This is a genomic window from Pectobacterium wasabiae CFBP 3304, assembly GCF_001742185.1.
Lineage (GTDB): Bacteria > Pseudomonadota > Gammaproteobacteria > Enterobacterales > Enterobacteriaceae > Pectobacterium > Pectobacterium wasabiae.
Map to the genome: position 1 here is coordinate 3,767,632 of NZ_CP015750.1, position 26,439 is coordinate 3,794,070.

17 protein-coding genes are annotated in these 26,439 nt (G+C 49.8%); 9 read left to right on the plus strand and 8 right to left on the minus strand.

The features are described from left to right. Positions 1-16: 16 nt before the first annotated feature. The 3 genes from cydC to trxB all read right to left on the minus strand — a co-directional run bounded on the left by cydC (position 17) and on the right by trxB (position 4,721). Positions 17-1,756, minus strand: coding sequence for a heme ABC transporter ATP-binding protein/permease CydC (gene cydC, locus A7983_RS17210; RefSeq protein WP_005967533.1), 1,740 nt, complete (start codon positions 1,754-1,756; stop codon positions 17-19). After that, complete coding sequence (gene cydD, locus A7983_RS17215) at positions 1,756-3,522, minus strand: heme ABC transporter permease/ATP-binding protein CydD (RefSeq protein ID WP_005967534.1); 1,767 nt, start codon at positions 3,520-3,522, stop codon at positions 1,756-1,758. Before cydD ends, cydC begins: the two co-directional genes overlap by 1 nt. 236 nt (positions 3,523-3,758) lie before the next feature. Beyond that, positions 3,759-4,721 carry a thioredoxin-disulfide reductase gene (gene trxB / locus A7983_RS17220; RefSeq protein ID WP_005967535.1) on the minus strand — a complete coding sequence of 321 codons (963 nt, stop codon included), beginning with the start codon at positions 4,719-4,721 and terminating at the stop codon, positions 3,759-3,761. A 584-nt stretch (positions 4,722-5,305) separates the two neighbouring features. Here trxB and lrp point away from each other — a divergent pair. The 6 genes from lrp to A7983_RS17250 all read left to right on the plus strand — a co-directional run bounded on the left by lrp (position 5,306) and on the right by A7983_RS17250 (position 14,451). Beyond that, positions 5,306-5,800, plus strand: a complete 495-nt coding sequence (gene lrp / locus A7983_RS17225) for a leucine-responsive transcriptional regulator Lrp (protein ID WP_005967536.1) — start codon at positions 5,306-5,308, stop codon at positions 5,798-5,800. 114 nt (positions 5,801-5,914) lie between these two features. After that, positions 5,915-9,370, plus strand: a complete 3,456-nt coding sequence (locus A7983_RS17230; protein WP_005967537.1) for a DNA translocase FtsK 4TM domain-containing protein — start codon at positions 5,915-5,917, stop codon at positions 9,368-9,370. A gap of 248 nt (positions 9,371-9,618) precedes the next feature. Next, positions 9,619-10,230: an outer membrane lipoprotein chaperone LolA gene (gene lolA, locus A7983_RS17235; protein ID WP_005967538.1), complete on the plus strand. Its 612-nt coding sequence runs from the start codon at positions 9,619-9,621 to the stop codon at positions 10,228-10,230. A 7-nt stretch (positions 10,231-10,237) separates the two neighbouring features. Further along, positions 10,238-11,581: a replication-associated recombination protein A gene (locus A7983_RS17240; protein ID WP_005967539.1), complete on the plus strand. Its 1,344-nt coding sequence runs from the start codon at positions 10,238-10,240 to the stop codon at positions 11,579-11,581. 103 nt (positions 11,582-11,684) lie between these two features. Further along, entirely contained in the window at positions 11,685-12,980 is a 1,296-nt protein-coding gene (serS, locus tag A7983_RS17245; protein WP_005967541.1) for a serine--tRNA ligase, read from the plus strand. A gap of 316 nt (positions 12,981-13,296) precedes the next feature. After that, complete coding sequence (locus A7983_RS17250) at positions 13,297-14,451, plus strand: MFS transporter (protein ID WP_039477392.1); 1,155 nt, start codon at positions 13,297-13,299, stop codon at positions 14,449-14,451. Here A7983_RS17250 and A7983_RS17255 read toward each other — a convergent pair. Beyond that, positions 14,437-15,378, minus strand: a complete 942-nt coding sequence (locus A7983_RS17255; RefSeq protein WP_005967545.1) for a LysR family transcriptional regulator — start codon at positions 15,376-15,378, stop codon at positions 14,437-14,439. The genes A7983_RS17250 and A7983_RS17255 overlap by 15 nt on opposite strands. A 273-nt stretch (positions 15,379-15,651) precedes the next feature. Between A7983_RS17255 and A7983_RS17260 the strand changes: the two genes are divergently transcribed. The 3 genes from A7983_RS17260 to A7983_RS17270 are packed head-to-tail and all read left to right on the plus strand — an operon-like array spanning position 15,652 to position 19,698. Next, positions 15,652-16,983: a cytosine permease gene (locus A7983_RS17260; RefSeq protein ID WP_005967547.1), complete on the plus strand. Its 1,332-nt coding sequence runs from the start codon at positions 15,652-15,654 to the stop codon at positions 16,981-16,983. Positions 16,984-17,009: 26 nt separating this feature from the next. Continuing rightward, positions 17,010-18,119, plus strand: a complete 1,110-nt coding sequence (locus tag A7983_RS17265) for a DUF917 domain-containing protein (protein WP_005967548.1) — start codon at positions 17,010-17,012, stop codon at positions 18,117-18,119. 10 nt (positions 18,120-18,129) lie between these two features. Beyond that, positions 18,130-19,698, plus strand: a complete 1,569-nt coding sequence (locus A7983_RS17270; RefSeq protein ID WP_005967550.1) for a hydantoinase/oxoprolinase N-terminal domain-containing protein — start codon at positions 18,130-18,132, stop codon at positions 19,696-19,698. Between the two features lie 84 nt (positions 19,699-19,782). On the opposite strand, the gene pflA is transcribed toward A7983_RS17270, so the two are convergent. The 4 genes from pflA to ycaO all read right to left on the minus strand — a co-directional run bounded on the left by pflA (position 19,783) and on the right by ycaO (position 26,192). Next, on the minus strand, positions 19,783-20,523 hold the full coding sequence (pflA, locus tag A7983_RS17275) for a pyruvate formate lyase 1-activating protein (protein ID WP_005967552.1): 741 nt from the start codon (positions 20,521-20,523) through the stop codon (positions 19,783-19,785). 268 nt (positions 20,524-20,791) lie between these two features. Further along, positions 20,792-23,074, minus strand: a complete 2,283-nt coding sequence (pflB, locus tag A7983_RS17280) for a formate C-acetyltransferase (RefSeq protein ID WP_005967554.1) — start codon at positions 23,072-23,074, stop codon at positions 20,792-20,794. Between the two features lie 57 nt (positions 23,075-23,131). Then, positions 23,132-23,992, minus strand: coding sequence for a formate transporter FocA (gene focA, locus A7983_RS17285; protein WP_005967557.1), 861 nt, complete (start codon positions 23,990-23,992; stop codon positions 23,132-23,134). A 436-nt stretch (positions 23,993-24,428) separates the two neighbouring features. After that, positions 24,429-26,192 (minus strand): 30S ribosomal protein S12 methylthiotransferase accessory factor YcaO, encoded by a 1,764-nt coding sequence (ycaO, locus tag A7983_RS17290; RefSeq protein WP_005967559.1) that lies wholly within the window; start codon positions 26,190-26,192, stop codon positions 24,429-24,431. Positions 26,193-26,439: the final 247 nt, after the last annotated feature.

Below are 26,439 nucleotides of genomic sequence, written 5' to 3' on the forward strand. Positions count from 1 at the left end.
TGCAACGGCGTTTGCCTTAAACGTGTTGGCGGAATTGCCAATAACGACCTTGTTGTGCCATCAAAGCCTGATGGCTGCCCTGTTCGATCACGTTACCATCGTCCAGAATACAGATGCGATCCATTGATTCTAAACCGTATAACCGGTGAGTGATGACAATTAAGGTTTTATCGGCACAGTGTTGGCGGAGTAACAGCAGGATACGTTTTTCGGTTTCGGCGTCCAGCCCCTCGGTGGGTTCATCTAACAGAACTAATGGCGCGTCATGTAATAATGCACGCGCTAAGGCGATGCGACGTTGTTCGCCACCGGAGAGTTGACGGCCGCCTTCTCCCAGCCAGGCATTCAGCCCTTCGTTTTCTAGCAGTTTTTCCAACCCTACCTGTTGTAATACCTCGTTCAGTTTTTCGTCCTGTGCCGTCGGTGCAGCCAGTAACAGATTATCACGTAGCGTTGCGCTGAAAATGTGCACACGCTGCGGCACCACACTCATCATGGCGCGGAGATCGTCTTCCCGCCAATTGGCAAGCGGGTGCCCATTGAGCGTAATGTCCCCGTATTCACAATTCCATGCCCGAGTCAGCAATTGTAATAACGTCGATTTCCCGCATCCGGTGCGCCCCAGCAGTGCCAGATGCTCGCCTGCCTGAATAGAGAGCGTGATATTTTGCAGCACGGGCTGTGGCTGACCGGGATAAGTGAAGTTGACATGTGAGAGTTCAAGTAAAGCTGTGCGTGAAGTTTCTGGGCCACGCGTTGGGAACGTGACGTCAACAGGCTGACGAATGATTTGATCGACCCTTGCGGCGGAAGCAATGACTTGTCCCATATGCTGGAAGGCCACTGTGACCGGTGCCAGTGCTTCGAAGGCGGCAAGTGACGCGAACACGAACAGGGCGATTAACGCACCGGGCTGTGTGTTACCGCCAACACCATCGGCGGCAAGCCATAGAATCAGCGTAACGGTCAGCCCACTGCATAAAATCATCACCGCCTGAGACAGACCGGTAAGGTTGGCCTGCTGGCGCTGGCGACGCAGCCAGTTAATTTCTACCAGTGCCAACTGTTGACGGACACGGTCGAGTGCGCCGAAAACGGTTAACTCCGCTTGACCTTGCAGCCAGGTCGTTAGCAGCAGGCGGTATTGCGCGCGCAGTGCGGTCAAATCCTGCCCGATGCCGTTACCTGCCCGATAAAACACAATCGGCAGGCAGAGCAAGAGCACCAGCATGATGGCACCAAGCGTCAGAGCTAATGTGGCATCAATGAAACTCAGACCGTAACAGACGATGAGAATGACGGCAAAAGCGCTGACAATAGGCGAAATAACGCGAAGGTAGAGGTGGTCAAGTGTATCAACGTCTGCCACAAGTCGGTTTAGCAGTTCAGCCTGACGAAACTGTGCCAGCCCACCCGGAGAGAGCGGCAGAATACGAGAAAAGGTGAAAACACGCAGACGCAGCAGAACACGAAATGTCGCATCGTGGCTGACGACTCTTTCTCCATAACGTCCTGCGGTACGTGCGATAGCGGCACCCCGCACGCCTGCAGCGGGTAGCATGTAGTTAAAGGTGAGTAGCCCGACGATCCCTGCCAGTGCGGCTCCAGCGAGAAACCAGCCGGATAGGGCGAGCAGGCCGATGCTGGCCAGCAATGTGGCGATTGCCAGCACCACACCCAGACTTAAGCGCCAAATATGCTGACGATAAAGTGCCAGAAATGGTTTTAATACTCGCATCGTTTTTATCTGAGCCATTACAGCGCCCCCTGTCGTTGTGCCAGCAGTGCCGCGAAAGGGCCTGTTTCGGCGCGAAGTGTTTGATAGTCCCCCTGCTGGACCAGGCGACCCCCGTCCATCACCCAAATCGCGTCATAGTCGGTGATATCGTTGAGCTGATGCGTGACCAGCAGCGTGGTTTGGGAACGTGCTGCTGTGTTCAACGCACTCATAACCAACTCCTCGCTATGGGCATCGAGGCTGGCTGACGGCTCATCCAGCAGTAATAAGTTGCAAGGATGGATAAGCGCACGGGCAACGGCGACGCGCTGCGCCTGCCCGACAGACAAGCGTGCAGCGCCGTCACCGATCGCGGTTTCCAGACCCTGTGGGAGTTGCAGTAGAAATTCCTGCACATAGGCACGCTCAATCGCCTGCTGTAACGCCACAATGCTGGCCTGCGGGTTACCGAGCAGAATATTGCTGCGCAGCGTTGGTTCCGGCAAATGGGGATTTTGCCCGACCCAGCTCAACTGTTTACGCCACGATTCAGACGTCAGTGTGTTTAGTGCTTTGCCATTAACGGTTAATGAACCGCGATAAGGCAGAAACCCCAATAGCGCGTTAAGCAGAGAACTTTTCCCTGCACCGCTGATGCCGACCAAGGCGATACGTTCGCCAGCACGGATATCGAAGGTTAACGGTTGGGTTAACGGCGTGCCATTGGGGGCGAGGACCACCAGGTCTTCCGCGCGGATGGCAATGGCGGTATCACTGCTGAATTCATGTGTGCCAAAGCCAACCGATTCGCCTTCTTCGGCTAAAAAGGTCACTAGTGATTCCGCTGCGCCGATAGCCTGAGCTTTGGCATGGTAGAAGGTGCCCAGATCGCGTAAAGGTTGAAAGAATTCCGGCGCAAGAATCAGCACGAGAAAACCGGCAAAGAGCGTCACGCCCATTCCATAATGGCCAAAATCTAGCTCCCCGAGATAAGAGAAACCGAAATAGACGGCGACAACCGCGATCGAAATAGAGGCGAAAAACTCCAGCACACCCGAGGAGAGAAATGCCATGCGCAGCACTTCCATGGTGCGGCTACGGAAATCTTCGGAAGCATGACGGATTTGTTCAGTTTCAGCCTGACCGCGATGAAACAGGCGTAGTGTCTCTATCCCACGCAGGCGATCGAGGAAGTGTCCGCTCAGGCGAGCCAACGCCAAAAAGTTACGTCGATTGGCATCCGCTGCGCCCATGCCGACCAGTGCCATAAACAGAGGGATGAGCGGTGCAGTCAGAAACAGAATCAGACCCGCTGCCCAGTTGAGCGGAAAAATGGTGATCAAGATAAGCAGCGGGATCAGTGCGGCAAGATACATTTGCGGCAGATAGCGGGCGTAGTAGTCCTGCATATCATCTACCTGTTCAAGGATCATCGTTGCCCAACTGCCGGCGGGTTTACCCTGAACCCAGGCTGGGCCAAGCTGCTGTAATCGATCCAGTACCAGTTTGCGGATGTGCTGTCGAACCGCTTGTCCGCAAAGAAAACCGACACGTTCACGCAACAGGTTGTTAAGCGCACGCAGAATAAAGGTGGCGATCAGCAGAAGGAAGGGGGAAAGCAGGGATTCTCGGGGGGCATGCTCAATGATCAAGGCATGAAGCAGAGTAGCTAATAGCCAGGCTTGCGCCACGATTAACGCGCCGCTCAGGAATCCAAGCAGCAGTGAAAGGCGTAACCACCGTTGTGCCAGCTTACTTTGTTGTTTCAGCCAAGCGGTTAGTTCTTGCTGTCTGGTTTTTTTCATCGGGCACCAGTTCGTTATGTTGCAGAAATGGACTTAACAGAAAATAACCATCATGTAACTGTTAGGTAACAAAATTATCTTCTATCATACAGAATGCCGCCATGTTACCGCGACAGGAACGCGCTGCAAATGAAAAGGAGAGGGGAAATGAGGGAGGCGATCAATTTTTGTGTTGCGGCAGGCAAATCGGAAGGAAGAAAACGGAACGGCCGCCGCCGCTCCGTTTCGGTATCGCACTACTTGTTGATGGTCAGTCCATCCAGGTAACGTTCAGCATCCAGTGCAGCCATACAACCTGTACCTGCGGAGGTAATCGCCTGACGGTAAATGTGGTCCATTACATCGCCTGCGGCAAAGACGCCAGGAATGCTGGTTTGTGTCGCGTTACCATGAATACCAGATTGCACTTTGATATAGCCGTTTTCCAGCGCCAATTGGTCGCCAAACACGGCAGTATTCGGGCTGTGGCCGATAGCGATAAACACGCCAGCCAGTTCCAATTCTTCAGCGGCATCGCTTTGCGTATCACGGATACGTACACCCGTTACGCCCATATCATCGCCCAGCACTTCATCCAGCGTGCGGTTGGTGTGCAGGATGATGTTGCCGTTTTTGACTTTGTCCATCAGACGGTCGATCAGGATCTTCTCTGAACGGAACGTTTCACGGCGGTGGATCAAATGGACTTCCGCAGCGATGTTAGACAAATACAGTGCTTCTTCGACAGCGGTATTCCCGCCGCCAACGACGGCAACTTTCTGATTCCGATAAAAGAATCCATCACAGGTTGCACAGGCGGAAACGCCTTTGCCTTTAAACGCGTCTTCAGACGGTAGGCCAAGGTAGCGAGCCGATGCGCCCGTGGCGATGATCAGCGCATCACAGGTGTATTCGTCGCTATCGCCGAATAGACGGAATGGACGGTTCTGCAAATCAACACGTTCAATATGATCAAAAATCACTTCGGTATTGAACTTGGTCGCATGGGCGTGCATACGCTCCATCAACAGCGGGCCAGTTAAATCGTCGGCATCGCCCGGCCAATTTTCTACTTCGGTCGTGGTCGTCAGTTGACCGCCTTTTTCCATACCCGTGATTAATACTGGCTGTAAATTCGCGCGTGCAGCATACACTGCGGCAGTGTAGCCAGCGGGGCCTGAGCCCAGAATCAATAACTTGTGATGTTTAACGGTACCCATGCTTTCCTCATTTCATGACGGCGGATAATGTTCATAGAACCAGCCTTTACGACAAACACGTGTCTTTAGCAACGAACATATCTACCACGAACAATGAGAACGATTGTAAGGAAATTACAAGAGTAAAAAAAGTATGCAGAAAAGTTGCTGGCTATTTGTTTAATCGTTAACGACGATGGAGATGATAAATTGCTGAAAAATCAGACGCATTCATAAGTAAAATGATTGAGCTTACCCCTGCGGATGGCTCTGGCTTATCGGATCTGGCAGTTTCTTCTGATTTTCGTTGTTTTACTTTGACAATCGGCTGTGCATTTGCGAAAACATCTAGGTAAGAGGAAATTTTTTGTATGTGGACAGTTAAAAGCTCGGCTTTTTTATTCGTTTTTGCGCAGGTAGGCCTTTGGGCCACGGATATGACGTGATGGTCTTCTTCGCGGGTGAGCAATACGTGGGGCGAGAGCGAAAAGTTAATGACTGTTGATAGACAAAATAGGCAGCGTGTCTTCTTTAAGGGTAACTCTGATACATGAGGTCTATCGGGGTAAAGCGGGTGCAGGGAAAAGTGAAGAGAGACAATAATAATGGTAGACACTAAAAAGCGACCAGGAAAAGATCTCGATCGTATTGATCGTAACATCCTGAACGAATTGCAAAAAGATGGGCGTATTTCCAATGTCGAGCTTTCCAAACGGGTTGGACTGTCGCCAACACCTTGTCTGGAGCGTGTACGTCGTCTGGAAAGACAGGGTTTCATTAATGGCTACACAGCGCTGCTAAACCCGCATTATCTGGATGCGTCACTGCTGGTTTTTGTTGAAATAACGCTAAATCGCGGTGCGCCTGATGTGTTTGAACAGTTTAACTCTGCGGTGCAGAAGTTGGAAGAAATTCAGGAATGCCATCTGGTTTCCGGTGATTTTGACTACCTGTTGAAAACGCGCGTACCGGACATGTCCGCTTACCGTAAACTCCTGGGCGAAACGCTGCTGCGTTTGCCGGGTGTAAACGACACCCGTACTTACGTAGTGATGGAAGAAGTGAAGCAAAGCAACCGTCTGGTCATTAAGACTCGGTAAACGCGTGGGTGCAAAACCCGATAAATTCAGCTACACTCCTGTGAATTTATACAGTCCCAGCGCCGGGTTTTCTCGGCGCTTTGTCATAAACCTTACAGGCCCCTGGAGAGACTCTTGAGCCAGGAATATACAGAAGATAAAGACGTTACCCTGAAGAAACTCAGCGGAACACGTCGTTTGCTTGAAGCGATTTTAATCGTTGTGGCACTTTTTGCCGTTTATCTCAGTGTCGCATTGCTTAGTTTCAGCCCCTCCGATCCCAGTTGGTCGCAGACTGCGTGGCATGAGCCTATCCATAACGTTGGTGGTGTGGCAGGTGCCTGGCTGGCGGATACGCTGTTCTTTATTTTTGGCGTTCTGGCCTATGCCATTCCACCGATTATGTTATCCCTGTGCTGGGTGGCTTTCCGCCAGCGTGATAACCACCAATCCATTGAGTACTTTACTTTTTCACTTCGCCTGATTGGGACGTTGGCACTGATCCTGACCTCTTGTGGTCTGGCTGCGTTAAATATTGACGATCTCTACTATTTTGCTTCCGGTGGTGTATTGGGAAGCCTGTTGAGCAGCTCAATGATTCCACGTTTCAATAGCATGGGGGCGACGCTGGTTCTGCTGTGTGTCTGGGGGGCTGGGTTAACGTTGTTTACCGGCTGGTCATGGTTAACGATCGCCGAAAAAATTGGCGCTGGAGTGTTGGGTTGTCTGACATTCATGTCAAACCGTTCACGTCGCGATGAGGACTATCGTGATGAGAATTATCGCGAAGAAAACGATCGTGAAGAGGATGAGAACGATGTGCTTAACCTGCATCACGATGAAACCTCCGGTGAGGCGATAACGCAACCGCGAGATGACGATGACGTTCTGTTTTCTGCCCCTTCCGTTGCTGATGCCGTACACGACACGGTGGCAGATAACGCGATAGAAGAGGCATCATCTTCAATTGAAAACGTGCCGACTGCTACACAATCGATGCTCTCGGCAGAAACGCCAGCGGCAGCATTGTCTGACTCGTCATTACCTGGCATTGTGTCGCCTGTTACGCCATCTGCGATTGACTCGACGCCACCGCTGAATCCGCCGCTGTATTCGTTTGAGATCCCTGAACCTCCTGTATCGATGCAGGAGAACGTAACCCCGCCTGAGCCCTATGGCAGTGCATCTATGCCTTACGGGAATGCTTACGGAAATAGTGTCGTACCGGCGATCGTAACGCCGCCAGTGGCTCAACCGTTTGCTGATCCGTCACAATCTGCACGTGATATCGATTTCAACGCGAATAACACCTTTATGCCGGCGTTCAGTGCTGATGCGGATGATAACCCGCAGATTAAACGCGGCGTAGGGCCGGAACTGCCACGTCCTAACCCGGTACGCATTCCTACTCGCCGCGAGTTGGCGTCATATGGAATCAAGTTACCGTCGCAGCGGCTGGCCGAAGAGCAAGCAAGGCTACAGGCGCAGAGCGATAGCGTAGAAACGGAATTGACGAACGACGTGTATCAGGAAGAGACACCGGATGACATCGCGCAGCAAGAAACTGCGTTGCAACAAGCGTATCTGGACCAGCAGCGCCAGCGTTATGGTGAAGCGTACCCGTTACAGGAAGACGATGAAGATGCACTTCTGCAAGCGCAGTTAGCCAGAGATTTCGCTGCGCAGCAGCAGTCTCGTTATGACGCCAGCGCGCCGCAGCCTGATGAGGAAGCCCCTGTTTCGCTAGCGTCACCTGCGGTCAGTGAGCCGGTTCACCCAACCCCTGTGGCTCCATATAACGCCTTTTCGTTCTCGCCGTTTAGTGCGGGGAATGAACACGAATCTGAACCGCATACGTTTAACGAATCTGAATCCCCGTATTCGCCGCCGTCCTATCGCGCCGAGCCAACGCTTCCACCGATGCATGCTGGTGAAGATGAGGATGACGACGAGGGGCGCAGCCCGCTGATGTTTGGTCAGCCAGTGCAACCGATGCCAGCGCCTATTGAGGAAGCGAAACAGGAAAATGCACTAGCGCACCATCCTGCAATGGATGGCCTGATTCATCCGTTCCTGGTGCGTAATGAACAACCGCTGCAGAAACCGACAACACCGTTGCCAACGTTGGATTTGTTGACTCCTCCGCCTGCCAGCGAAGCGCCTGTTGATAATTTCGCGCTGGAACAGACTGCGCGACTGATTGAAGCGCGTCTGGCTGATTTCCGGGTAAAAGCGGATGTGGTCGATCACTCTCCTGGTCCGGTGATCACGCGTTTTGAACTCGATTTGGCACCGGGCGTTAAAGCGGCACGTATCTCGAATTTGTCACGCGATTTGGCGCGGTCACTGTCAGTTGTTGCCGTGCGTATTGTTGAGGTGATTCCCGGTAGACCGTATGTTGGGCTGGAATTACCGAACGCGCATCGTCAGACGGTATATCTGCGAGAAGTGCTGGACTGCGACGCATTCCGACATAACCCTTCACCGCTGGCGATCGTGTTGGGGAAAGATATTGCAGGCGAACCCGTCGTTGCTGATTTGGCAAAAATGCCGCACCTGCTGGTTGCGGGTACCACGGGGTCGGGTAAGTCAGTTGGTGTCAACGCCATGATCATCAGTATGTTGTATAAAGCCACGCCAGAAGACGTGCGCTTTATCATGATCGATCCAAAAATGCTGGAACTTTCCGTGTACGAAGGCATTCCGCATTTGTTGACAGAAGTTGTGACCGATATGAAGGATGCGGCAAATGCGCTGCGCTGGTGTGTGGGTGAAATGGAGCGTCGCTATAAGCTGATGTCAGCGCTTGGTGTGCGTAATCTGGCGGGATACAACGAACGCGTGATGACAGCAAATGCGATGGGTCGTCCAATTCCCGATCCGTTCTGGAAGCCGGGCGACAGTATGGATATGACACCGCCAGTGCTGGAGAAACTGCCGTATATTGTCGTCATGGTCGATGAATTTGCCGATCTGATAATGGCGGTGGGGAAGAAGGTTGAAGAACTGATTGCTCGATTAGCACAAAAAGCGCGAGCTGCGGGGATTCACCTGGTACTGGCGACACAACGTCCTTCCGTTGACGTGATCACTGGGCTTATCAAGGCGAATATTCCGACACGTATCGCGTTTACCGTTTCGAGTAAAATCGACTCACGGACTATCCTCGATCAAGGGGGCGCGGAATCGCTCTTGGGAATGGGGGATATGCTGTATATGGCTCCCAACTCCTCGATCCCTGTCCGTGTGCATGGGGCTTTTGTGCGCGATGAGGAAGTCCACGCGGTGGTTCAAGACTGGAAAGCACGTGGTCGCCCTCAATATATCGATAATATCGTCAGCGGTGGCGACGATGGGGAAGGCGGGAGTCTCGGCCTTGATGGCGATGAAGAACTCGATCCTTTGTTCGATCAGGCCGTAGGATTTGTGGTCGATAAACGTCGTGCATCAATCTCTGGCGTACAGCGTCAGTTCCGAATCGGCTATAACCGCGCAGCGCGAATCGTTGAGCAAATGGAGGCTCAGGGCATCGTCAGTTCTCCTGGACACAATGGTAACCGCGAGGTGTTAGCGCCACCATCAATGGAATAACCACGCGGTATCAGTTGAAATCACTCCATCATAAGGGCTGCATGTGCAGCCCTTATGCAAAGAAGCGTAAAAGCAGTAATAAGCAGATAATTCATCTACCACTGTCCGAGTGGGTTCAGATAACATAGATTCATAAATCGCAATGGTTCACAAATAACTGTGATCTACAAAGAACATCGGCGTAACACTAAGCGTTTGGTCTTGATAAAAAAGGCCTGTTATATCAGGAAATACAAAGGATTATGCGTATGAAAAAGTGGTTAGCTATCAGTTGCCTGATTGCGGGAATGACGTCAACCGCTGTCTATGCAGACGCGGCAAAAGATTTGCAGGGGCGGCTCAATAAAGTAAACAGTTTCCATGCAAACTTCAGCCAGACCGTCACCAGCGCGGATGGCGCAGCGGTGCAGGAAGGGGAAGGTGAGCTGTGGTTAAAACGCCCTAATTTATTTAACTGGAAAACAACATCGCCTGATGAAAGTGCATTGATTTCTGACGGGAAAACGCTCTGGTTCTACAATCCCTTTGTTGAGCAAGTCACGGCGACCTGGTTGAAAGATGCGACAGGTAACACGCCATTCATCCTGATTACGCGTAACGATACCGGCGATTGGGATAAATACGATGTGCGGCAGAAAGGTGATGATTTCGAGCTTACACCGAAGTCAGAGAGTGGCAATCTGAAACAGTTCGCGATTAATGTGACGACAAACGGCACGATCAAGCAATTTACCGCGACGGAACAAGATGGGCAGCGTAGTACCTATGTGCTGAAAAATCAGCAAAACGGTGCTGTTAATGCCGCGCGATTTACATTCACGCCACCTAAAGGCGTCACGCTGGACGATCAGCGTCAGTGAGGCCAGCGTGAGCAACCTGTCACTTGATTTTTCCCATAATGAATTCCAACCGCTGGCTGCGCGTATGCGGCCAGCAACATTGGCGCAATACATTGGTCAACAGCACCTGTTAGGTGCCTCTAAGCCACTGCCTCGAGCCATTGAGGCAGGGCAGTTGCACTCGATGATCCTCTGGGGGCCGCCAGGAACGGGAAAAACGACGCTGGCAGAATTAATTGGACATTACGGGCAGGCAGATGTTGAGCGAATTTCTGCCGTGACGTCCGGCATCAAAGAAATTCGTGAAGCGATTGAGCGCGCTCGGCAAAATCGAAATGCAGGGCGACGTACCATTTTGTTTGTTGATGAAGTTCATCGTTTCAATAAAAGCCAGCAGGATGCGTTTCTGCCACACATTGAAGATGGAACAATTACCTTCATTGGTGCAACAACCGAAAACCCTTCTTTTGAACTTAACTCGGCGTTGTTATCACGCGCCCGCGTCTATTTGCTAAAAGCGTTGACGGCAGAAGATATCGAACAGGTGTTGCTGCAGGCGATGAGCGATCGCGAACGCGGATACGGTGAACAGAATATTGTCCTGCCTGCTGAAACCAGTCGAATGCTGGCAGAGTTGGTCAATGGCGATGCCAGACGTGCGCTGAATAGCCTGGAAATGATGGCGGACATGGCGGAAATTGATGCGCAGGGTATGCGTGTCCTAACGCCAGCCCTCCTCAATGAAATCGCTGGCGAACGCAGTGCCCGTTTTGATAACAAGGGCGATCGCTATTACGACCTGATTTCTGCTTTGCATAAATCGGTGAGAGGGTCTGCGCCGGATGCGGCACTTTATTGGTACGCTCGAATCATCACCGCTGGCGGCGATCCGCTGTATGTTGCGCGGCGACTATTGGCGATTGCTTCGGAAGATGTCGGCAACGCCGATCCGCGTGCGATGCAGGTGGCTATCTCTGCCTGGGATTGTTTCACTCGCGTTGGGCCGGCAGAGGGAGAACGTGCTATTGCACAGGCTATCGTTTATCTCGCCTGCGCGCCTAAAAGTAACGCGGTATATAGCGCTTTCAAAGCGGCGATGCAGGATGCGCGCGAGAAACCAGACTATGATGTTCCCGAACATTTGCGCAATGCGCCTACCCGGTTGATGAAAGAAATGGGGCTTGGAGCAGAGTATCGGTACGCGCACAACGAACCTAACGCCTATGCGGCGGGAGAGAGTTACTTTCCCCCGGAAATGGCGGATACGCACTATTACGCGCCTACCTCGCGTGGTCTTGAGGGCAAATTTGGTGAAAAGCTCGCCTGGCTAGCGACTCAGGATCAAAATAGCCCGACAAAACGCTATCGTTGAACTAAGCGTTGCGGTAAGGTTATTGGGGTATTTTCTGAAGCCGGCCGCGTAGCGCGCCGTGTACGCCACCATTTCATTTGATAATCATAAGCACAGGATTAGCATGCTCGATCCCAATTTACTGCGTAATGAGCTAGACGCAGTCGCCGAAAAGTTACTGGCTCGCAGAGGCTTTAAGCTGGATGTTGAGACCCTGCGTAAGCAGGAAGAACGTCGTAAAGTATTGCAGGTAGAAACCGAAAGCCTGCAGGCAGAGCGTAACTCCCGATCGAAAGAGATTGGTGCAGCGAAAGCACGCGGTGAAGATATCGAGCCTTTACGTCGTGAAGTTAATACATTAGGCGAAAAGCTGGATGCTGCGAAAGCAGAGCTGGATCAGTTGCAGAATGAGATTCGCGATCTGGCGTTAACGATCCCAAACCTACCGGATGATTCTGTGCCGTTAGGTAAAGATGAGAAACAAAATCAGGAAGTTGCCCGTTGGGGTGAGCCGCGTAAGTATAATTTTGCCGTGCGCGATCATGTTGAACTCGGCGAGATGGCTGCCGGACTGGATTTTGCTGCCGCAGTGAAACTAACTGGTGCGCGTTTTGTCGTGATGAAAGGACAGATTGCTCGTCTGCATCGTGCACTTGCTCAGTTCATGCTGGATTTGCATACACAACAGCACGGTTATCAGGAAGCGTATGTACCCTATCTGGTAAACCACGCCACGTTATACGGTACGGGCCAGTTACCTAAGTTTGGTGAAGATCTGTTCCACACCAATCCGTTAAGCGAAGAAGCAGAAAGCAGCCAATATGCATTGATCCCGACGGCTGAAGTTCCGCTGACTAATCTGGTGCGTGACGAGATTCTTGATGAAGAATCCTTGCCATTGAAAATGACCGCACACACGCCTTGTTTCCGTTCTGAAGCGGGGTCGTATGGACGCGATACGCGTGGGTTGATTCGTATGCACCAGTTTGACAAAGTTGAGCTGGTACAAATCGTCCGCCCTGAAGATTCTATGCAGGCGTTGGAAGAATTGACGACCCATGCTGAAACGGTACTGCAACTGCTGAAATTGCCTTACCGTAAAGTATTGCTGTGTACGGGGGATATGGGCTTTGGTTCCACCAAAACTTACGATCTGGAAGTGTGGTTACCAGCGCAGGACACGTATCGTGAAATCTCTTCCTGCTCAAACATGTGGGATTTCCAGGCGCGTCGTATGCAGGCTCGCTGCCGTAGCAAGTCCGATAAGAAGACTCGACTGGTTCACACGTTGAATGGTTCTGGTCTCGCGGTCGGCCGGACACTGGTGGCTGTTCTGGAAAACTACCAGCAGGCCGATGGCCGAATTGAAATTCCTGAAGTGCTGCGCTCCTATATGGGCGGGCTGGAATTTATTGGCTAAAACCTCAGTTATCTGAATCAAGCGCCTAAGGGCGCTTTTTTTACGTCCCATGTTCGGTAATATTTTTTTATCGTAAAAATAATTTATCTATCCCATCTCGCTTTTGTTACTTAATGTTTAAGCTGAAAATGTTTTAAAATCATATGAGTAGTAACCTTCTGTTTTCAAAGTAATGGCCCTTTCTGTGAATATTGATTAATTCTTTCAATCCATAATTTAAGAAAGAAGTTTTAGCACTTTTGCCCGGATTGACTTTTATATACGCAGTGTCATGATGCGCCCACTCTTCTCCGGTTGTTTGGTTATCCACTTCGCTATGTCTGCTTATTCTCGCCCAGTGCTGCTATTGCTCTGCGGACTTCTGCTGCTGACGGTTTGTATTGCGGTGTTAAATACTCTGGTTCCACTTTGGCTGAGTTATCAGGCTCTGCCCGTCTGGCAGGTTGGTCTGGTTGGCTCATCCTATTTCGGTGGCAATTTGGTTGGAACACTATTCGCCGGCAAGTTAATCAAACTTTATGGGTTTAACCGCAGCTATTATTTCGCCGCTTTATTATTTGGCATCGCGATTGTGGGGCTTGGTATTGCTACGGATATTGGCAACTGGTTATTCTGGCGTTTTCTTGCCGGGATTGGTTGTGCATTGATCTGGGTTGTGGTCGAAAGTGCCTTGTTGTGCAGTGGAACATCTGCGCAGAGAGGGCAACTACTGGCTGCTTATATGATCGCTTATTACCTCGGCAGTGTGATTGGACAACTGTTGCTTGGCGTGTTGCCTACGGCATTATTGAGCGTGCTGCCGTGGATGGTTGCATTAGTTATTTTGGCGGTATTACCGCTGTTGTTTACTCGTCTCCCCGTTCCGCCAGAACAGCACGAAAAGCCTGTGAATATGTGGAAAATGCTGACGTACCGCAGTGCGCGTTTAGGCGTACACGGCTGTATTATTTCCGGCGCAATTTTAGGCTCATTGTATGGTCTGATGCCGCTGTATCTTTCCCATCAGGGAATGAATGATGCACAGGTTGGATACTGGATGGCGCTGCTAATCAGCTCCGGTATCATCGGCCAATGGCCTGTTGGACGATTGGCCGATCGCTATGGTCGATTGTTGGTTCTTCGGGTGCTGGTTTTTGTGGTGATTGTTGGTTGCATTGCCATGCTAAGTATCAGCCACTATGCTATGGCTCCGTCGCTGTTCCTACTGGGATGCGCGGGGTTTACGTTGTACCCCGTTGCTATGGCGTGGGCATGTGAAAAAGTGAGCCCTGATGAGCTCGTCGCCATGAATCAAGCGCTGCTCCTCAGCTACACGCTTGGCAGCCTTTGTGGGCCAAGCGTTGCTGCGGTATTGATGCAAAACTATTCCGATCGGCTACTGTTTGTTCTGATTGCTGTCATTGCGATGAGCTACCTGATGCTGTTGCTCAGAAAAGCCAATCACCATCCAACGCCGTTAGCTACTGCTTGAGTTAGCGGCATCTAGGCTGGCAAGCGAACTTTGTCCCGCTTCGACCATATTATTCCACAGCGCTTCGGCTACTGGGCTAAGGCGCTGTTTTGCATTTCGCACTAGATAAAATGTGCTGGTTAGCTTTAAGCGATCCGGAGCAACTACCGCAAGTTTCCCTTTTTCCACCCAAGATGCAGCATAATGGTCGGGAAGATAACAAATATGAGTTCCCGCCAGCACGAGTAATAGACTACCTTCAAGATGCCATGCTGTTTGGTGGTAGCCTTGTTTTGCTACGGGACCGAGTTGTTTAGATATTTCGTTGAAAGCATGCCCACCGATTATTACCCTACGAGGATTTAATTCACCATTGAGCCATTCGCGCTCTATAATTTCAGCATTTTCTGCTAGTGAATAAAAGTAACTGTGTTCAACGAATACCGGTTCATAAAAAATATCTGCGGGAATGTCATCGGGCAAAGCGCTTAGAACAATATCGAGATGTCCATTTTTTAACCGCTCCATGAGCGGAAGGTATTCCATAATATCAAGTTCGACATTGACTTCGGGACTTTGGGCATAAAGCCGGGTTATCGCCTGAGATATAACATTATTGGGGTGGGTAGCGACATTGTCTAGACAGCCTAGCTTTACTTTACCTATAAGCTGATGCTTTATGCGGGCTAACCTGTTAGCAAAATCATCAAGTGTGGAAATGACAGATTTTGCTTCCTGGTAGACAACCTCCCCCTCAGTTGTTAAGGCAAAACCACCACGTCCGCGTTCGCACAAAACAAGCCCAAGCGTATCCTCAAGGCGAGATAGATAGTGGCTTAATACGGGTTGGCTCAGGCCCGTTGCAGCTTGTGCGTTGGTAATTCCTTGCTTTTCAACGATTTTACAAAAAAGCTTTAACCAGCGGATCTCCAGTTTATCTAAGCGCATAGCATTTCCTTCGCATACATTACATATCTGAATGTTAACATCAAAATATATCTGTATTAATCGATATGAAACCCATTTATCGTGTTGTTACGCCGCATCGTTGGTGCGGTTGCCACAAAAGAGCGTGGTTTTATGCGTCACATCAGGGTCTCCCATAGGCACAATGGTGTTGTCAGCTTGCTGACGACACCATTGTTCTATACGCCGCCAGGCAACCTCTATAAAATATCACACGATACAATAATTATTTGCTGCTTATTTGATGGAGGGATGATGTCTCAAGGAAATGTTGTACCTGGAAAACAACAACAGGAACGGAGAATCTATGATTATGAATACGAACCTGTCCCTGTAGAAGTGAGAAAAAGCTGGTATGTCATTGCGTTAATATGGTTGGCTTTGGGGATCGATATTTCTGGTTTGTTTCTAGGGTCTTTTCTAAGTAGCGGACTGCCTTTTTCTCAGGCTATCAGCGCCACGCTTATTGGCTCCGTCTTGCTGGGTATTCTCGCCGCATTATGTGCTAACGTCGGCTATGGCTGTGGGTTATCAACAACGCTGCTTAGCATCTCTGTTTTTGGGCGATTAGGTGGGAAAATGATTGGCGTATTTTCCGCCGTTTCGATGGTTGGTTGGTTCGCTTTTCAACTCGATTTCTTTGGCGTAATGCTGCAAAAAGCACTCTTACATTATCAACTTGAGCCTGGACGTTTTTTTGTCTTGCTTTTCGGCATGGTATTAATGACATTGACGGCTATTTGGGGAGTTAGGGCGCTAGGGAAATTAAGTATATTAAGCGTTCCGCTAATGCTCATACTCATTGTCTCAGGTATATATCTCGCAGCCAGCGGCCATTCCTCTCCTACTGAGATTGCCATTAAAACCCCAATAAGCTTAGGAAGTGCGGTTTCTTACGTTGTTTCTATCTGGATAGTGGCGGCAAGTATTGTATCACCGGATATTGCCCGTTATTCCAGAACACGTAAAGATGCTATGTTAGGGTCAGGTTTGGGTTTTTTGCTGGGGAACAGCTCCACGATTCTTGTTGCACTCATATTAACCCATATGGTTGGTAGCGACGATCTGGTCGAAATATTTTTTAGTATTGGACTTGGTCTGTCAGCCATTGTGATTTTAATTTTTGCTCAATGGACGACGAATAGTTCTAATCTAATTTCAGCCTCACTAGGTTTATCTGTCGTCATCAGAGCAATATCTCGACCAATTCTCGTTGTGGTGATGGCATTCGCTGGCTTGCTTCTTGCTTATAACGGCATGATTAATAATTTTACTCAATTTTTGTCGCTAATAGGCGTTCTGATTTCCCCTATTGCAGGGGTTTACCTTGCTGAATACTACTTTTTTGATTCCTCGCGTCTCAAACAGGACGTATCACAACCGCCATTGCTGAATATTTGTGCATTCATCGCATGGCTATCTGGTAGTTTTGTAAGTTTAGCAACAGCTACAGACTTCTTTGATTTGTTTACAATCACATCCGTTTCTACATTGGATGGCATAATAATCAGCCTAGTGATGTATATCGCTATGCGGAAAATGTTTCCGCAGTTGGCAACGTCTGCCCATTCGTTTTCTAAACCCTAGGTTGTTCAGTGATTATTGGGTAAGTAATGAACCGTTATATTGATTCTGAAACAATAGATGATATTGCACTAGGGGCGTCAGTTCTCGGTACTGGGGGTGGGGGCGACCCTTATCTTGGTTCGCTAATTGCCAAAAACGCATTACGTAATGCCCAGCCTATTGTTCTGATGAATCTCGATGATATCGAAGATGATTCGCTTTTTTTTCCATGTAGCGCGATGGGTGCGCCGACGGTTTCTGTGGAGAAAATTATTTCACAGCGCCAGATTCTTTTGGCTTTTGACACGATGGAATCGGTGTTAGAGGAATCATCTTCAGGAACATTTCCAATCGAAGTTGGTGGAATTAATTCCCTCATTCCATTTGTTGTTGCGGCTAAAAAAGGACTGCCGGTTATTGATTGTGATGCAATGGGGAGAGCCTTCCCCGAAGCACAGATGGTGACCTTTTTCCTTGATGGCTTATCTTCGGCACCCAATACGCTGGCTGATGAGAAAGGTAACTCGGTTATCCTCAATCCAATTGATGGAGTGTGGTCCGAACAGTTAGCCAGAGTCATTACGGAGCAAATGGGGGGCGCCTCCGCGATGTGTGATTATCCGCTCCGTGGACACGAGCTCAAACGTAGCGCGATTAAAGGGACACTTACACTGGCGCAGAATATAGGAAAAACGCTGCGGGAATCTCATCAGTCGGGCAGCCATCCGGTACAGTCTCTGCTTACCGTGTTGAATGGCCATGTCGTTGCATCAGGAAAGATTATTGATGTTGCTCGGCGTACAACTGGCGGTTTTGCGCGAGGGAAAGTGGTGCTGGACGGTATGGGGAGCGATAAAGGCGAATCGTTTACGGTGCTTTTCCAGAATGAGCTATTGCTGGCGTATCGTTCATCACGAACGGCCGATCCTACGCAGGATAATCTGCTGGCAGTGGTTCCTGATTTAATTTCTATAGTAGACAGTGAAACCGGACGCCCGATTATTACGGAGCATTTACGGTATGGGCAGCGGGTTGATGTTATTGCCTATCCGTGCAATGACAAATGGCGAACGCCGAAAGGGATTGACGTTGCGGGCCCAGGATATTTTGGTTATCCGGTGCAGTATGTGCCGATAGAACAGCTTGCAAATCGCTGAGGCTTTCCCGATGTTACATAAACATGATTACCGACTCGGGATTGATGTCGGCGGCACAAACACGGATGCGGCAATTTTAGATGCTGACCTGCGCTGTATTGCGACGACCAAATGTCCTACCAGCATGGATATCTACAGCGGTATAGAGCGGGCGATTGCTGAGGTATTGGCTAAATCTGACATCGCGCCGCAGCATATTCGCTATGCGATGTTAGGCACAACACAATGTACGAATGCGATTGTCGAGCGGAAAGGGCTGGATCGCGTCGGGTTATTGCGCCTGAATTTGCCAAGCAGTGATAGCGTCCCACCGCTATTTGGCTGGGATGACGAGTGGCAAAAGACGCTAGGCAAACATTTCTACCAGCTTCACGGCGGCTATGAATTTGATGGTCGTGAGATCCATCCCATATTGAGGGATGAGGTGTTGGCGGTTTGTGACAAGATGCGAGGTCATGTCGATAGCGTGGCTATCTGTGGCGTATTTTCCCCCGTAAACAATGAGCAAGAGTTGCGGGTTGCCCAGTGGGTAAACGCGGCATTGCCTGATGTTTCTCTGTCGTTATCCCACCGGATAGGCAGCACGGGATTGCTGGAAAGGGAAAACGCGACGATCTTGAATGCGTCGTTGCAAAGCACTGCCACCCGTTTTGTTAACGGTTTCACGCAAGCGTTAGTTCGGCACGGTATCAAAGCTACGCCATTCTTTGGGCAAAATGATGGCACATTGATGTCCGAAAGTATGGTGAAGCAATACCCGATTCTGACGATGGCCTGTGGGCCAACGAACTCGATTCGTGGGGCGTGCCACCTTTCGGGTTTGGATCATGCATTGATTATCGATGTCGGCGGCACGACAACCGATATTGGCGTGTTGGTGAATGGTTTCCCGCGTGAATCGGCAATCGCCGTTGAAGTGGGTGATGTGCGGACGAATTTCAGGATGCCGGATATCATTTCTATCGGTATTGGCGGAGGAACCTGTGTTCGACAGTCTCCGGATGGGACACTCACCCTTGGGCCTGACAGCGTCGGCTATCGTCTTCTTGAACAGGGCGTCAGCTTTGGCGGGGAGACGTTAACGCTCAGTGATATCATGCTGCGCCTTCATCGTGAGCGATGGACATCCACACTTCCTCGTCCGCTACCTGAACTGGATAAAGCGCTTTGCCAGCAGGCTTATCGTCAGATGATTGATAAAGTAGAAAGTGCTATCGACCGGATTAAATCATCAAGTGCGGCTATTCCTGCGGTGCTTGTTGGCGGCGGAAGCATTTTACTGCCTGACGTTTTATCTGGTGTCAGTCAGGTTATGCGCCCGTTGAATTTCGATGCGGCAAATGCGGTGGGGGTGGCGTTAGGGAAGGTGGGGGCGCAGATCGAGCGTGTGGTTAAAATGCCGGATCACGAACGTGAAGAAGTAAAAAAGGAATTACAGCAGCAAACGATTTGTCTTGCTGAAGAGATGGGCGCAACGCTAGGCAGCGTTGAGATCATCGATTATCAGGAAATTCCTTTGGCCTATCTGCCGGGGAATGCGGTTCAGGTGAAAATCAAAGCGGCAGGAAATCTGGCCTAGTGCAGTGTAACGTTTTAATGATGTTAATCTGCTGAAATGAAAATAGCGCGCCATGAAGCGCGCTATTTCAGAAAGCATCAAAGGTTAGTAGATTACCTTGTGACCGTAGCTTTCAAGAATTGATTTAACGCGATCCATCGTATCGGCCTTCGGCGGTTTAACACCATCCAATTTGTACTCTTCGCCCATTGCGATCCACTTGTGTTTGCCAAGCTCATGGTAGGGCAGAAGTTCAATTTTCTCGATGTTCGTCATATCCTTAGTGAATTCACCCAGTTTGTGCGCGGACGCATCGTCGTCAGACCAGCCAGGCACCACTACATAACGTATCCAGGTACGCTGGTTACGTTTTGCCAGATAGCGAGCGAAATCCAGAGTACGGTGATTCGATACGCCAACTAAATTCTGATGTATATCATCGTTCATTTGCTTCAGGTCGAGCATCACTAAATCGCTGACGTCTAATAGCTCGTCAATGACGGGATCGTAACGGCGCACGAATCCGTTAGTGTCCAGACAGGTATTGATACCTTCTGCCTTACAGGCGCGGAACCAGTCGCGTACAAACTCAGCTTGTAGTATGGCCTCACCACCCGATGCCGTTACGCCGCCGCCGGATGCATTCATAAAATGGCGGTAGGTCACGACTTCTTTCATGAGCTCTTCAACTGTCACTTCTTTGCCACCATGTGTATCCCAGGTATCACGGTTATGGCAATACAGACAGCGCATCAGACAACCCTGGAAGAAGATGATGAAGCGGATGCCTGGGCCATCGACGGTGCCGCAGGATTCAAAGGAGTGGATGCGACCGATTACTGACATTGCGAGGTTTTCTCCAAATTTGACCGGACAATAGCGGTCTTTATGAGCGCAGTCATAAGAAAGCGGGTATCGATCTGGCAGACGTTTCTGACAGAAGAACACCGTGTGACAGATGCTGCGTCGAATCTGTTTTGCCAGCCAGCCACATGATAGGGCAGCATGGCGGGCTGGCAAAACAGGCTAACAATCTGAACGACAAGCGAGGGTAAGAAAAAGGCCCCACTGACGTGGAGCCTTTATTTTACGTCTTTTCAGACAGTCATGGAAACTAGATTGACTGTGTGAAAGTACGGGTGATGACGTCTTGCTGCTGTTCTTTCGTCAGTGAGTTGAAACGCACTGCGTAGCCAGATACACGGATAGTCAACTGCGGATACTTTTCCGGGTTTTCCATCGCATCAAGCAGCATTTCACGGTTCATGACGTTGACGTTCAGGTGCTGGCCGCCTTCGATGCTGGCTTCATGATGGAAGTAACCATCCATCAGGCCAGCAAGGTTAGCTTTACGCACATTGTCGTCTTTACCTAATGCGTTAGGTACGATGGAGAAGGTATAAGAAATACCATCTTTCGCGTAAGCAAACGGCAGTTTGGCAACTGAAGTCAGAGAGGCAACAGCACCTTTCTGGTCACGGCCGTGCATTGGGTTAGCACCTGGTCCGAACGGAGCACCAGCGCGGCGACCGTCTGGCGTGTTACCTGTTTTCTTACCATATACCACGTTAGAGGTGATGGTCAGAACAGACTGAGTCGGGGTTGCGCCACGGTAGGTATTCAGTTTCTGAATTTTCTTCATGAAACGTTCAACCAGATCACAAGCCAGTTCATCTACGCGAGCATCGTTGTTACCGAATTGCGGATATTCGCCTTCGATATCAAAGTCGATAGCCAGACCATCTTCATCACGAATTGGTTTAACTTTGGCATATTTGATGGCAGACAAAGAGTCAGCAGCAACAGACAGACCAGCAATACCACACGCCATGGTACGGAATACGTCACGGTCATGCAGTGCCATCAGCGATGCTTCGTAGCTGTATTTGTCATGCATGTAGTGGATGACATTCAGCGCGGTGACATATTGCTTAGCCAGCCAATCCATGAAGTGATCCATACGATCCATCACTTCGTCGAAGTTCAGCACGTCGCCTTTGATTGGTTCTGATTTAGGACCAACCTGCATTTTCAGTTTTTCGTCCACGCCGCCATTAATAGCGTACAGCATGGTTTTCGCCAGGTTTGCACGGGCGCCGAAGAACTGCATTTGTTTGCCAACGATCATTGGGCTTACGCAACACGCGATTGCATAGTCATCGTTATTAAAGTCAGGGCGCATCAAATCGTCATTCTCGTATTGCAGAGAAGAGGTATCGATGGAGACTTTAGCCGCATAGTTTTTAAAGCTTTGTGGCAGTTTTTCAGACCACAGGATGGTCATGTTCGGCTCTGGAGACGGCCCCATGGTGTACAGGGTGTTCAGGAAGCGGAAGCTGGTTTTGCTCACCAGTGTACGACCATCCAGCCCCATACCAGCCAAAGATTCTGTTGCCCAGATTGGGTCACCAGAGAACAGTTCATCATACTCAGGAGTACGCAGGAAACGCACCATACGCAGTTTCATGACCAGGTGGTCAATCATTTCCTGAGCTTCTTCTTCCGTGATTTTACCGGCTTTCAGATCGCGATCGAGGTAGATATCCAGGAAAGTGGAGACACGTCCGAAGGACATTGCCGCACCATTCTGTGATTTCACCGCAGCCAGGTAACCGAAATAAGTCCACTGAACGGCTTCTTGAGCTGTCGCTGCTGGGGCAGAAATATCGCAGCCATATTTCGCTGCCATTTCTTTAATTTGGCTCAATGCATGATGCTGATCGGCAATTTCTTCACGCAGACGGATTGTTGCTTCCAGATCTTCGCCGTTTTCCAGTTTGGATTGCAGAGAAGTGAACTGAGCAAACTTGTCTTTCATCAGATAGTCGATACCGTACAGCGCAACGCGACGGTAGTCACCGATGATACGACCACGGCCGTAGGCATCTGGCAGACCAGTCAGAACGCCAGACTTACGACAACGCAGGATATCTGGAGTGTAAACATCGAACACGCCTTGGTTGTGCGTTTTGCGATATTCAGAGAAGATTTTTTTCAGCTGAGGGTCCAGTTCACGGCCATAAACTTTGCATGAACCTTCAACCATTTTGATGCCGCCAAACGGAATCAACGCACGCTTCAACGGAGCATCAGTCTGAAGACCAACGATTTTTTCCAGACCTTTGTTGATGTATCCCGCGTCGTGAGACGTGATAGTCGCAGCAACATGGGTATCAAAATCAACAGGGGCGTGAGTACGGTTTTCCTGTTTGATGCCTTCCATGACGCTGTCCCACAGCGCTGAGGTCGCTTTAGTTGCGCCAGCCAGGAAAGACTCATCACCTTCATACGGCGTGTAGTTTTTCTGGATAAAGTCACGAACGTTGACGTTATCCTGCCATTCACCTTTGCTAAAGCCTTGCCATGCATTGGCCAATTTTTCATTCAGCTCGGTCATTTTACACCTACCTTTGATATGGATTTCTTAAAACCCGACGTTGCGGCCGATTGCACCTTAGTGGTGCTTGTCTCCACCGCGCAAATAAATTACCCAATATGTTAAACCGACCATTATACCGCCGCCGATGATATTCCCTAGGGTGACGGGAATCAGATTATCGGTAATGAAGTGACTGACGGTTAAATGTTCAAACTGAGACGGCGCCATGCCAATGGCATTCCAGAATTCTGGGGCCGCAAAATTTTTGATAACGATGCCCATAGGAACCATGAACATGTTGGCGATACTGTGCTCAAAACCACTAGAAACGAACATGGCGACAGGCAGGATCATGGCAAACATTTTATCGGTAAGCGTGTGGCCGGAATAGCTCATCCACACAGCCAGACAGACTAGCAGGTTGGCCAGGATCCCCAGACACAGCGCTTCAACAAAAGTGTGTTCAAGTTTGTGTTCCGCTGTTTGCAGGACGTTAAGGCCCCATGCACCGTTTGCGACCATATGCTCTCCCGAGAACCAGATAAGTCCAACGAAGAAAAGCGCACCAATCAGGTTGCCGACATAAACATTAGCCCAGTTACAGGCTAGCTGCTTCCAGGTAATACGTCCACTGGCTTTGGCAATCACGATGAGAACGGTTGAGGTAAACAAGTCCGCGCCGCAGACGACAACCAACATGAGGCCAAGGGAGAAACAGATACCTCCGATCAATTTCGCGATACCAAAAGGAATCGTCGACGTTCCCGTGGTGGCCGTAATATAAAAGACGAAGGCGATCGAAATAAATACACCCGCAGTGATCGCTAAATAAAACGTCGTACACGGTTGTTTGGTAGCTTTATAGACTCCGGCGTCTTCAGCAACTTTTGCCATCGCGGCCGGCAGTAATAGAGTGAAGGGGTTGTCAGCTTTCACACTAACTCTCTCTTAAAATTTATCAGCGTTGAGATACTAACAAAGCAGTATACGGCAAAATTTGACATGGATCATATTGCAAGAAATTAATAGGTCGATAGGGAGGGCGTGATACCTAGGTTTTATGGTTAATTTATTGAATTATATGATAAAAAAATATTTTAAATTTTGCAAAAAGAGTTGAATGGCACAGGTTAAACCTACCGATTTAGCGTTAATAAAAATCATGTTTTGTAGAATTTCAGTACCACCTTGTCGAGGTAATTTAATTAAAAATTCACTATTCAATAACAATATTCTGATTATGCATCACGAATAATCAATTATTGTCCAAAGGACAATAAAATAGCCCTTTAAAATAAAGGGCTATTTAAGCTATTCACAACAGATCGCTGCCATCATTATAAGATTGCACGATGACTGCATCACGTAGACATTATTTTGACTGCCAATAACGGCGTTTGGCCTGTTGCAGCTTTTCATAGGCAGCCAGCAACGACTGATGCGCAGGTAAAGAGGTAAAGGTATCGTCTACGACAAACAGGCCGTAGAAGCACGCTTCTCCAGCAACGGCGGCACTGGCGGCATCGACTGTCTCACTGCCGTACATTTTAGTGAAGGCATCGTAGTATTCAGCGGGATCGCGCTCAGGCTCGAGTGCTAGTAGCAGCAGGGTTTGCAGGCAACGGTAGTAATTGCTGCGCTGTGCGCTGAAGACTGAATCGTTGAAATCCTGCGTCCATTCTGTCCAGGTCAGCGCTTGATCCAGATCGCCGCCAGCCAGCGCCAGCATCGCTTTCAATTCGCCAACGCGTAGAGTGAGCCAGCCATTATCTTTTCCTGTGGCAATACCAAGCAACTCGCGCACGCGGGTGAAGTCATCCAGTCCTTCGTCATCCAACTGTTGCAACAGCGCCAGATAGGCGTCTTGTTCCCATTTGCTGCCAGGCAGCGCCAGCAGCGTGTCACGCAGGTGAGCACCCATGCTGTTATTAGCCAACAGCAGATCGTCAGCGGGGTAGATGTCTGACATACCTGGCACGATGATGCGACAGGCATAAACGGCCAGATGCTCATAGTCGGCAATGTAGACTTCTTTATCTTCCTGCTTGAAGATCGCCATCAGCGTTGCAAATTCTTCTTCCGTTGAGCCTTTAAAGCTCCAGTCGGCAAATTCATAATCTGCTTCTTTTTTGAACATATCCCAGGAGATCAGACCGCTGGAATCGATGAAGTGGGTTTCCAGATTCGCGTGCTCGGCCACTTCTTCATCATCAAACGTCGGTGGGGTGAACACGTCCAGATCTTTCAGGCCGCGGCCTTGCAGAAGCTCTGTGACGGTACGTTCCAGCGCCACGCCGAAGTCAGGATGTGCGCCGAAGGAGGCAAAGCAGGTGCCGTTAGCGGGGTTAAACAGCACCACGCAGATGACCGGATATTTCCCGCCCAGTGACGCATCGTAAGCGAAAATCGGGAAACCTTCTTTTTCCAGTGTTGCAATCGCTTCAACCACGCCCGGGTAGCGGTTTAGCACCTCTTGCGGGATTTCCGGTAGGCTGATGGACTCGGCAATGATGCGGTTTTTGATGCTGCGCTCAAATACTTCTGACAGCCCCTGAACGCGGGCTTCGTTGGCGGTGTTCCCAGCGGACATCCCGTTAGAGACGTACAGATTACCGATGATATTCATCGGAATATAGACGGTTTGCTGATCGGACTGGCGGGTAAACGGCAGCGCACAAATGCCTCTGTCGGCATTGCCGGATTGCAGATCGATCAGATCGCTGGCGCTCAGTTCCTGCTCAGGATCGTAAAACTGGTGCAGACGGGCATCCAGAATTCCTTCCGGCAGCGCATCGTCTTCCTGAATAGGGAACCATTTTTCATTCGGATAATGGACGAAATCACCGTTAGCGATCGTTTTGCCGAGATAGAAGTCAGCAAAGAAATAGTTGGTGGACAGGCGCTCGAAATACTCACCTAACGCGGAAGCCAGTGCCGCTTTCTTACTGGCACCTTTGCCGTTAGTGAAGCAAAGCGGACAATCGCGGTCTCGGATATGGACAGACCAGACGTTTGGCACCGGATTCAGCCATGACGCTTCTTCGATGTTAAACCCCAGGTCCTGGAGTTGCTGTTGAAAACGGGCGATGGAATCTTCCAGGGCGGCGTCTTTGCCTGGGATAAACGTTTGAGTCATGGTGTTCACTCTTATCGAGATTAGCGGAAGCGGCATGATACGGATTTTTCTGTCTGGACTCTATTTATTCATAACAGATCGGCAACAGTGAAAAAGAACAGACTGGGTAGCGTGCCGTTTTGCATAATGAAAGCGCAATAAGCGTTGCAGCCGCGATGGACGAGTGATAAAACCGATAGCAGGGTAAAAGTAGTGTGGTTATGGCGGTCGTTCCGTTATAACTACAATCGTGTAACAGCGGTGTTTT

Bases quoted from the DNA above. Each gene is read 5' to 3' on its own strand.
- A7983_RS17260 (WP_005967547.1), top strand. From the start codon at position 15,652: ATGTCTCAAGGAAATGTTGTACCTGGAAAACAACAACAGGAACGGAGA.
- cydC (WP_005967533.1), bottom strand. From the start codon at position 1,756: ATGGCTCAGATAAAAACGATGCGAGTATTAAAACCATTTCTGGCACTT.
- serS (WP_005967541.1), top strand. From the start codon at position 11,685: ATGCTCGATCCCAATTTACTGCGTAATGAGCTAGACGCAGTCGCCGAA.
- cydD (WP_005967534.1), bottom strand. From the start codon at position 3,522: ATGAAAAAAACCAGACAGCAAGAACTAACCGCTTGGCTGAAACAACAA.
- pflA (WP_005967552.1), bottom strand. From the start codon at position 20,523: ATGTCAGTAATCGGTCGCATCCACTCCTTTGAATCCTGCGGCACCGTC.
- A7983_RS17265 (WP_005967548.1), top strand. From the start codon at position 17,010: ATGAACCGTTATATTGATTCTGAAACAATAGATGATATTGCACTAGGG.
- trxB (WP_005967535.1), bottom strand. From the start codon at position 4,721: ATGGGTACCGTTAAACATCACAAGTTATTGATTCTGGGCTCAGGCCCC.
- pflB (WP_005967554.1), bottom strand. From the start codon at position 23,074: ATGACCGAGCTGAATGAAAAATTGGCCAATGCATGGCAAGGCTTTAGC.
- lrp (WP_005967536.1), top strand. From the start codon at position 5,306: ATGGTAGACACTAAAAAGCGACCAGGAAAAGATCTCGATCGTATTGAT.
- A7983_RS17270 (WP_005967550.1), top strand. From the start codon at position 18,130: ATGTTACATAAACATGATTACCGACTCGGGATTGATGTCGGCGGCACA.
- lolA (WP_005967538.1), top strand. From the start codon at position 9,619: ATGAAAAAGTGGTTAGCTATCAGTTGCCTGATTGCGGGAATGACGTCA.
- ycaO (WP_005967559.1), bottom strand. From the start codon at position 26,192: ATGACTCAAACGTTTATCCCAGGCAAAGACGCCGCCCTGGAAGATTCC.
- A7983_RS17250 (WP_039477392.1), top strand. From the start codon at position 13,297: ATGTCTGCTTATTCTCGCCCAGTGCTGCTATTGCTCTGCGGACTTCTG.
- A7983_RS17255 (WP_005967545.1), bottom strand. From the start codon at position 15,378: ATGCGCTTAGATAAACTGGAGATCCGCTGGTTAAAGCTTTTTTGTAAA.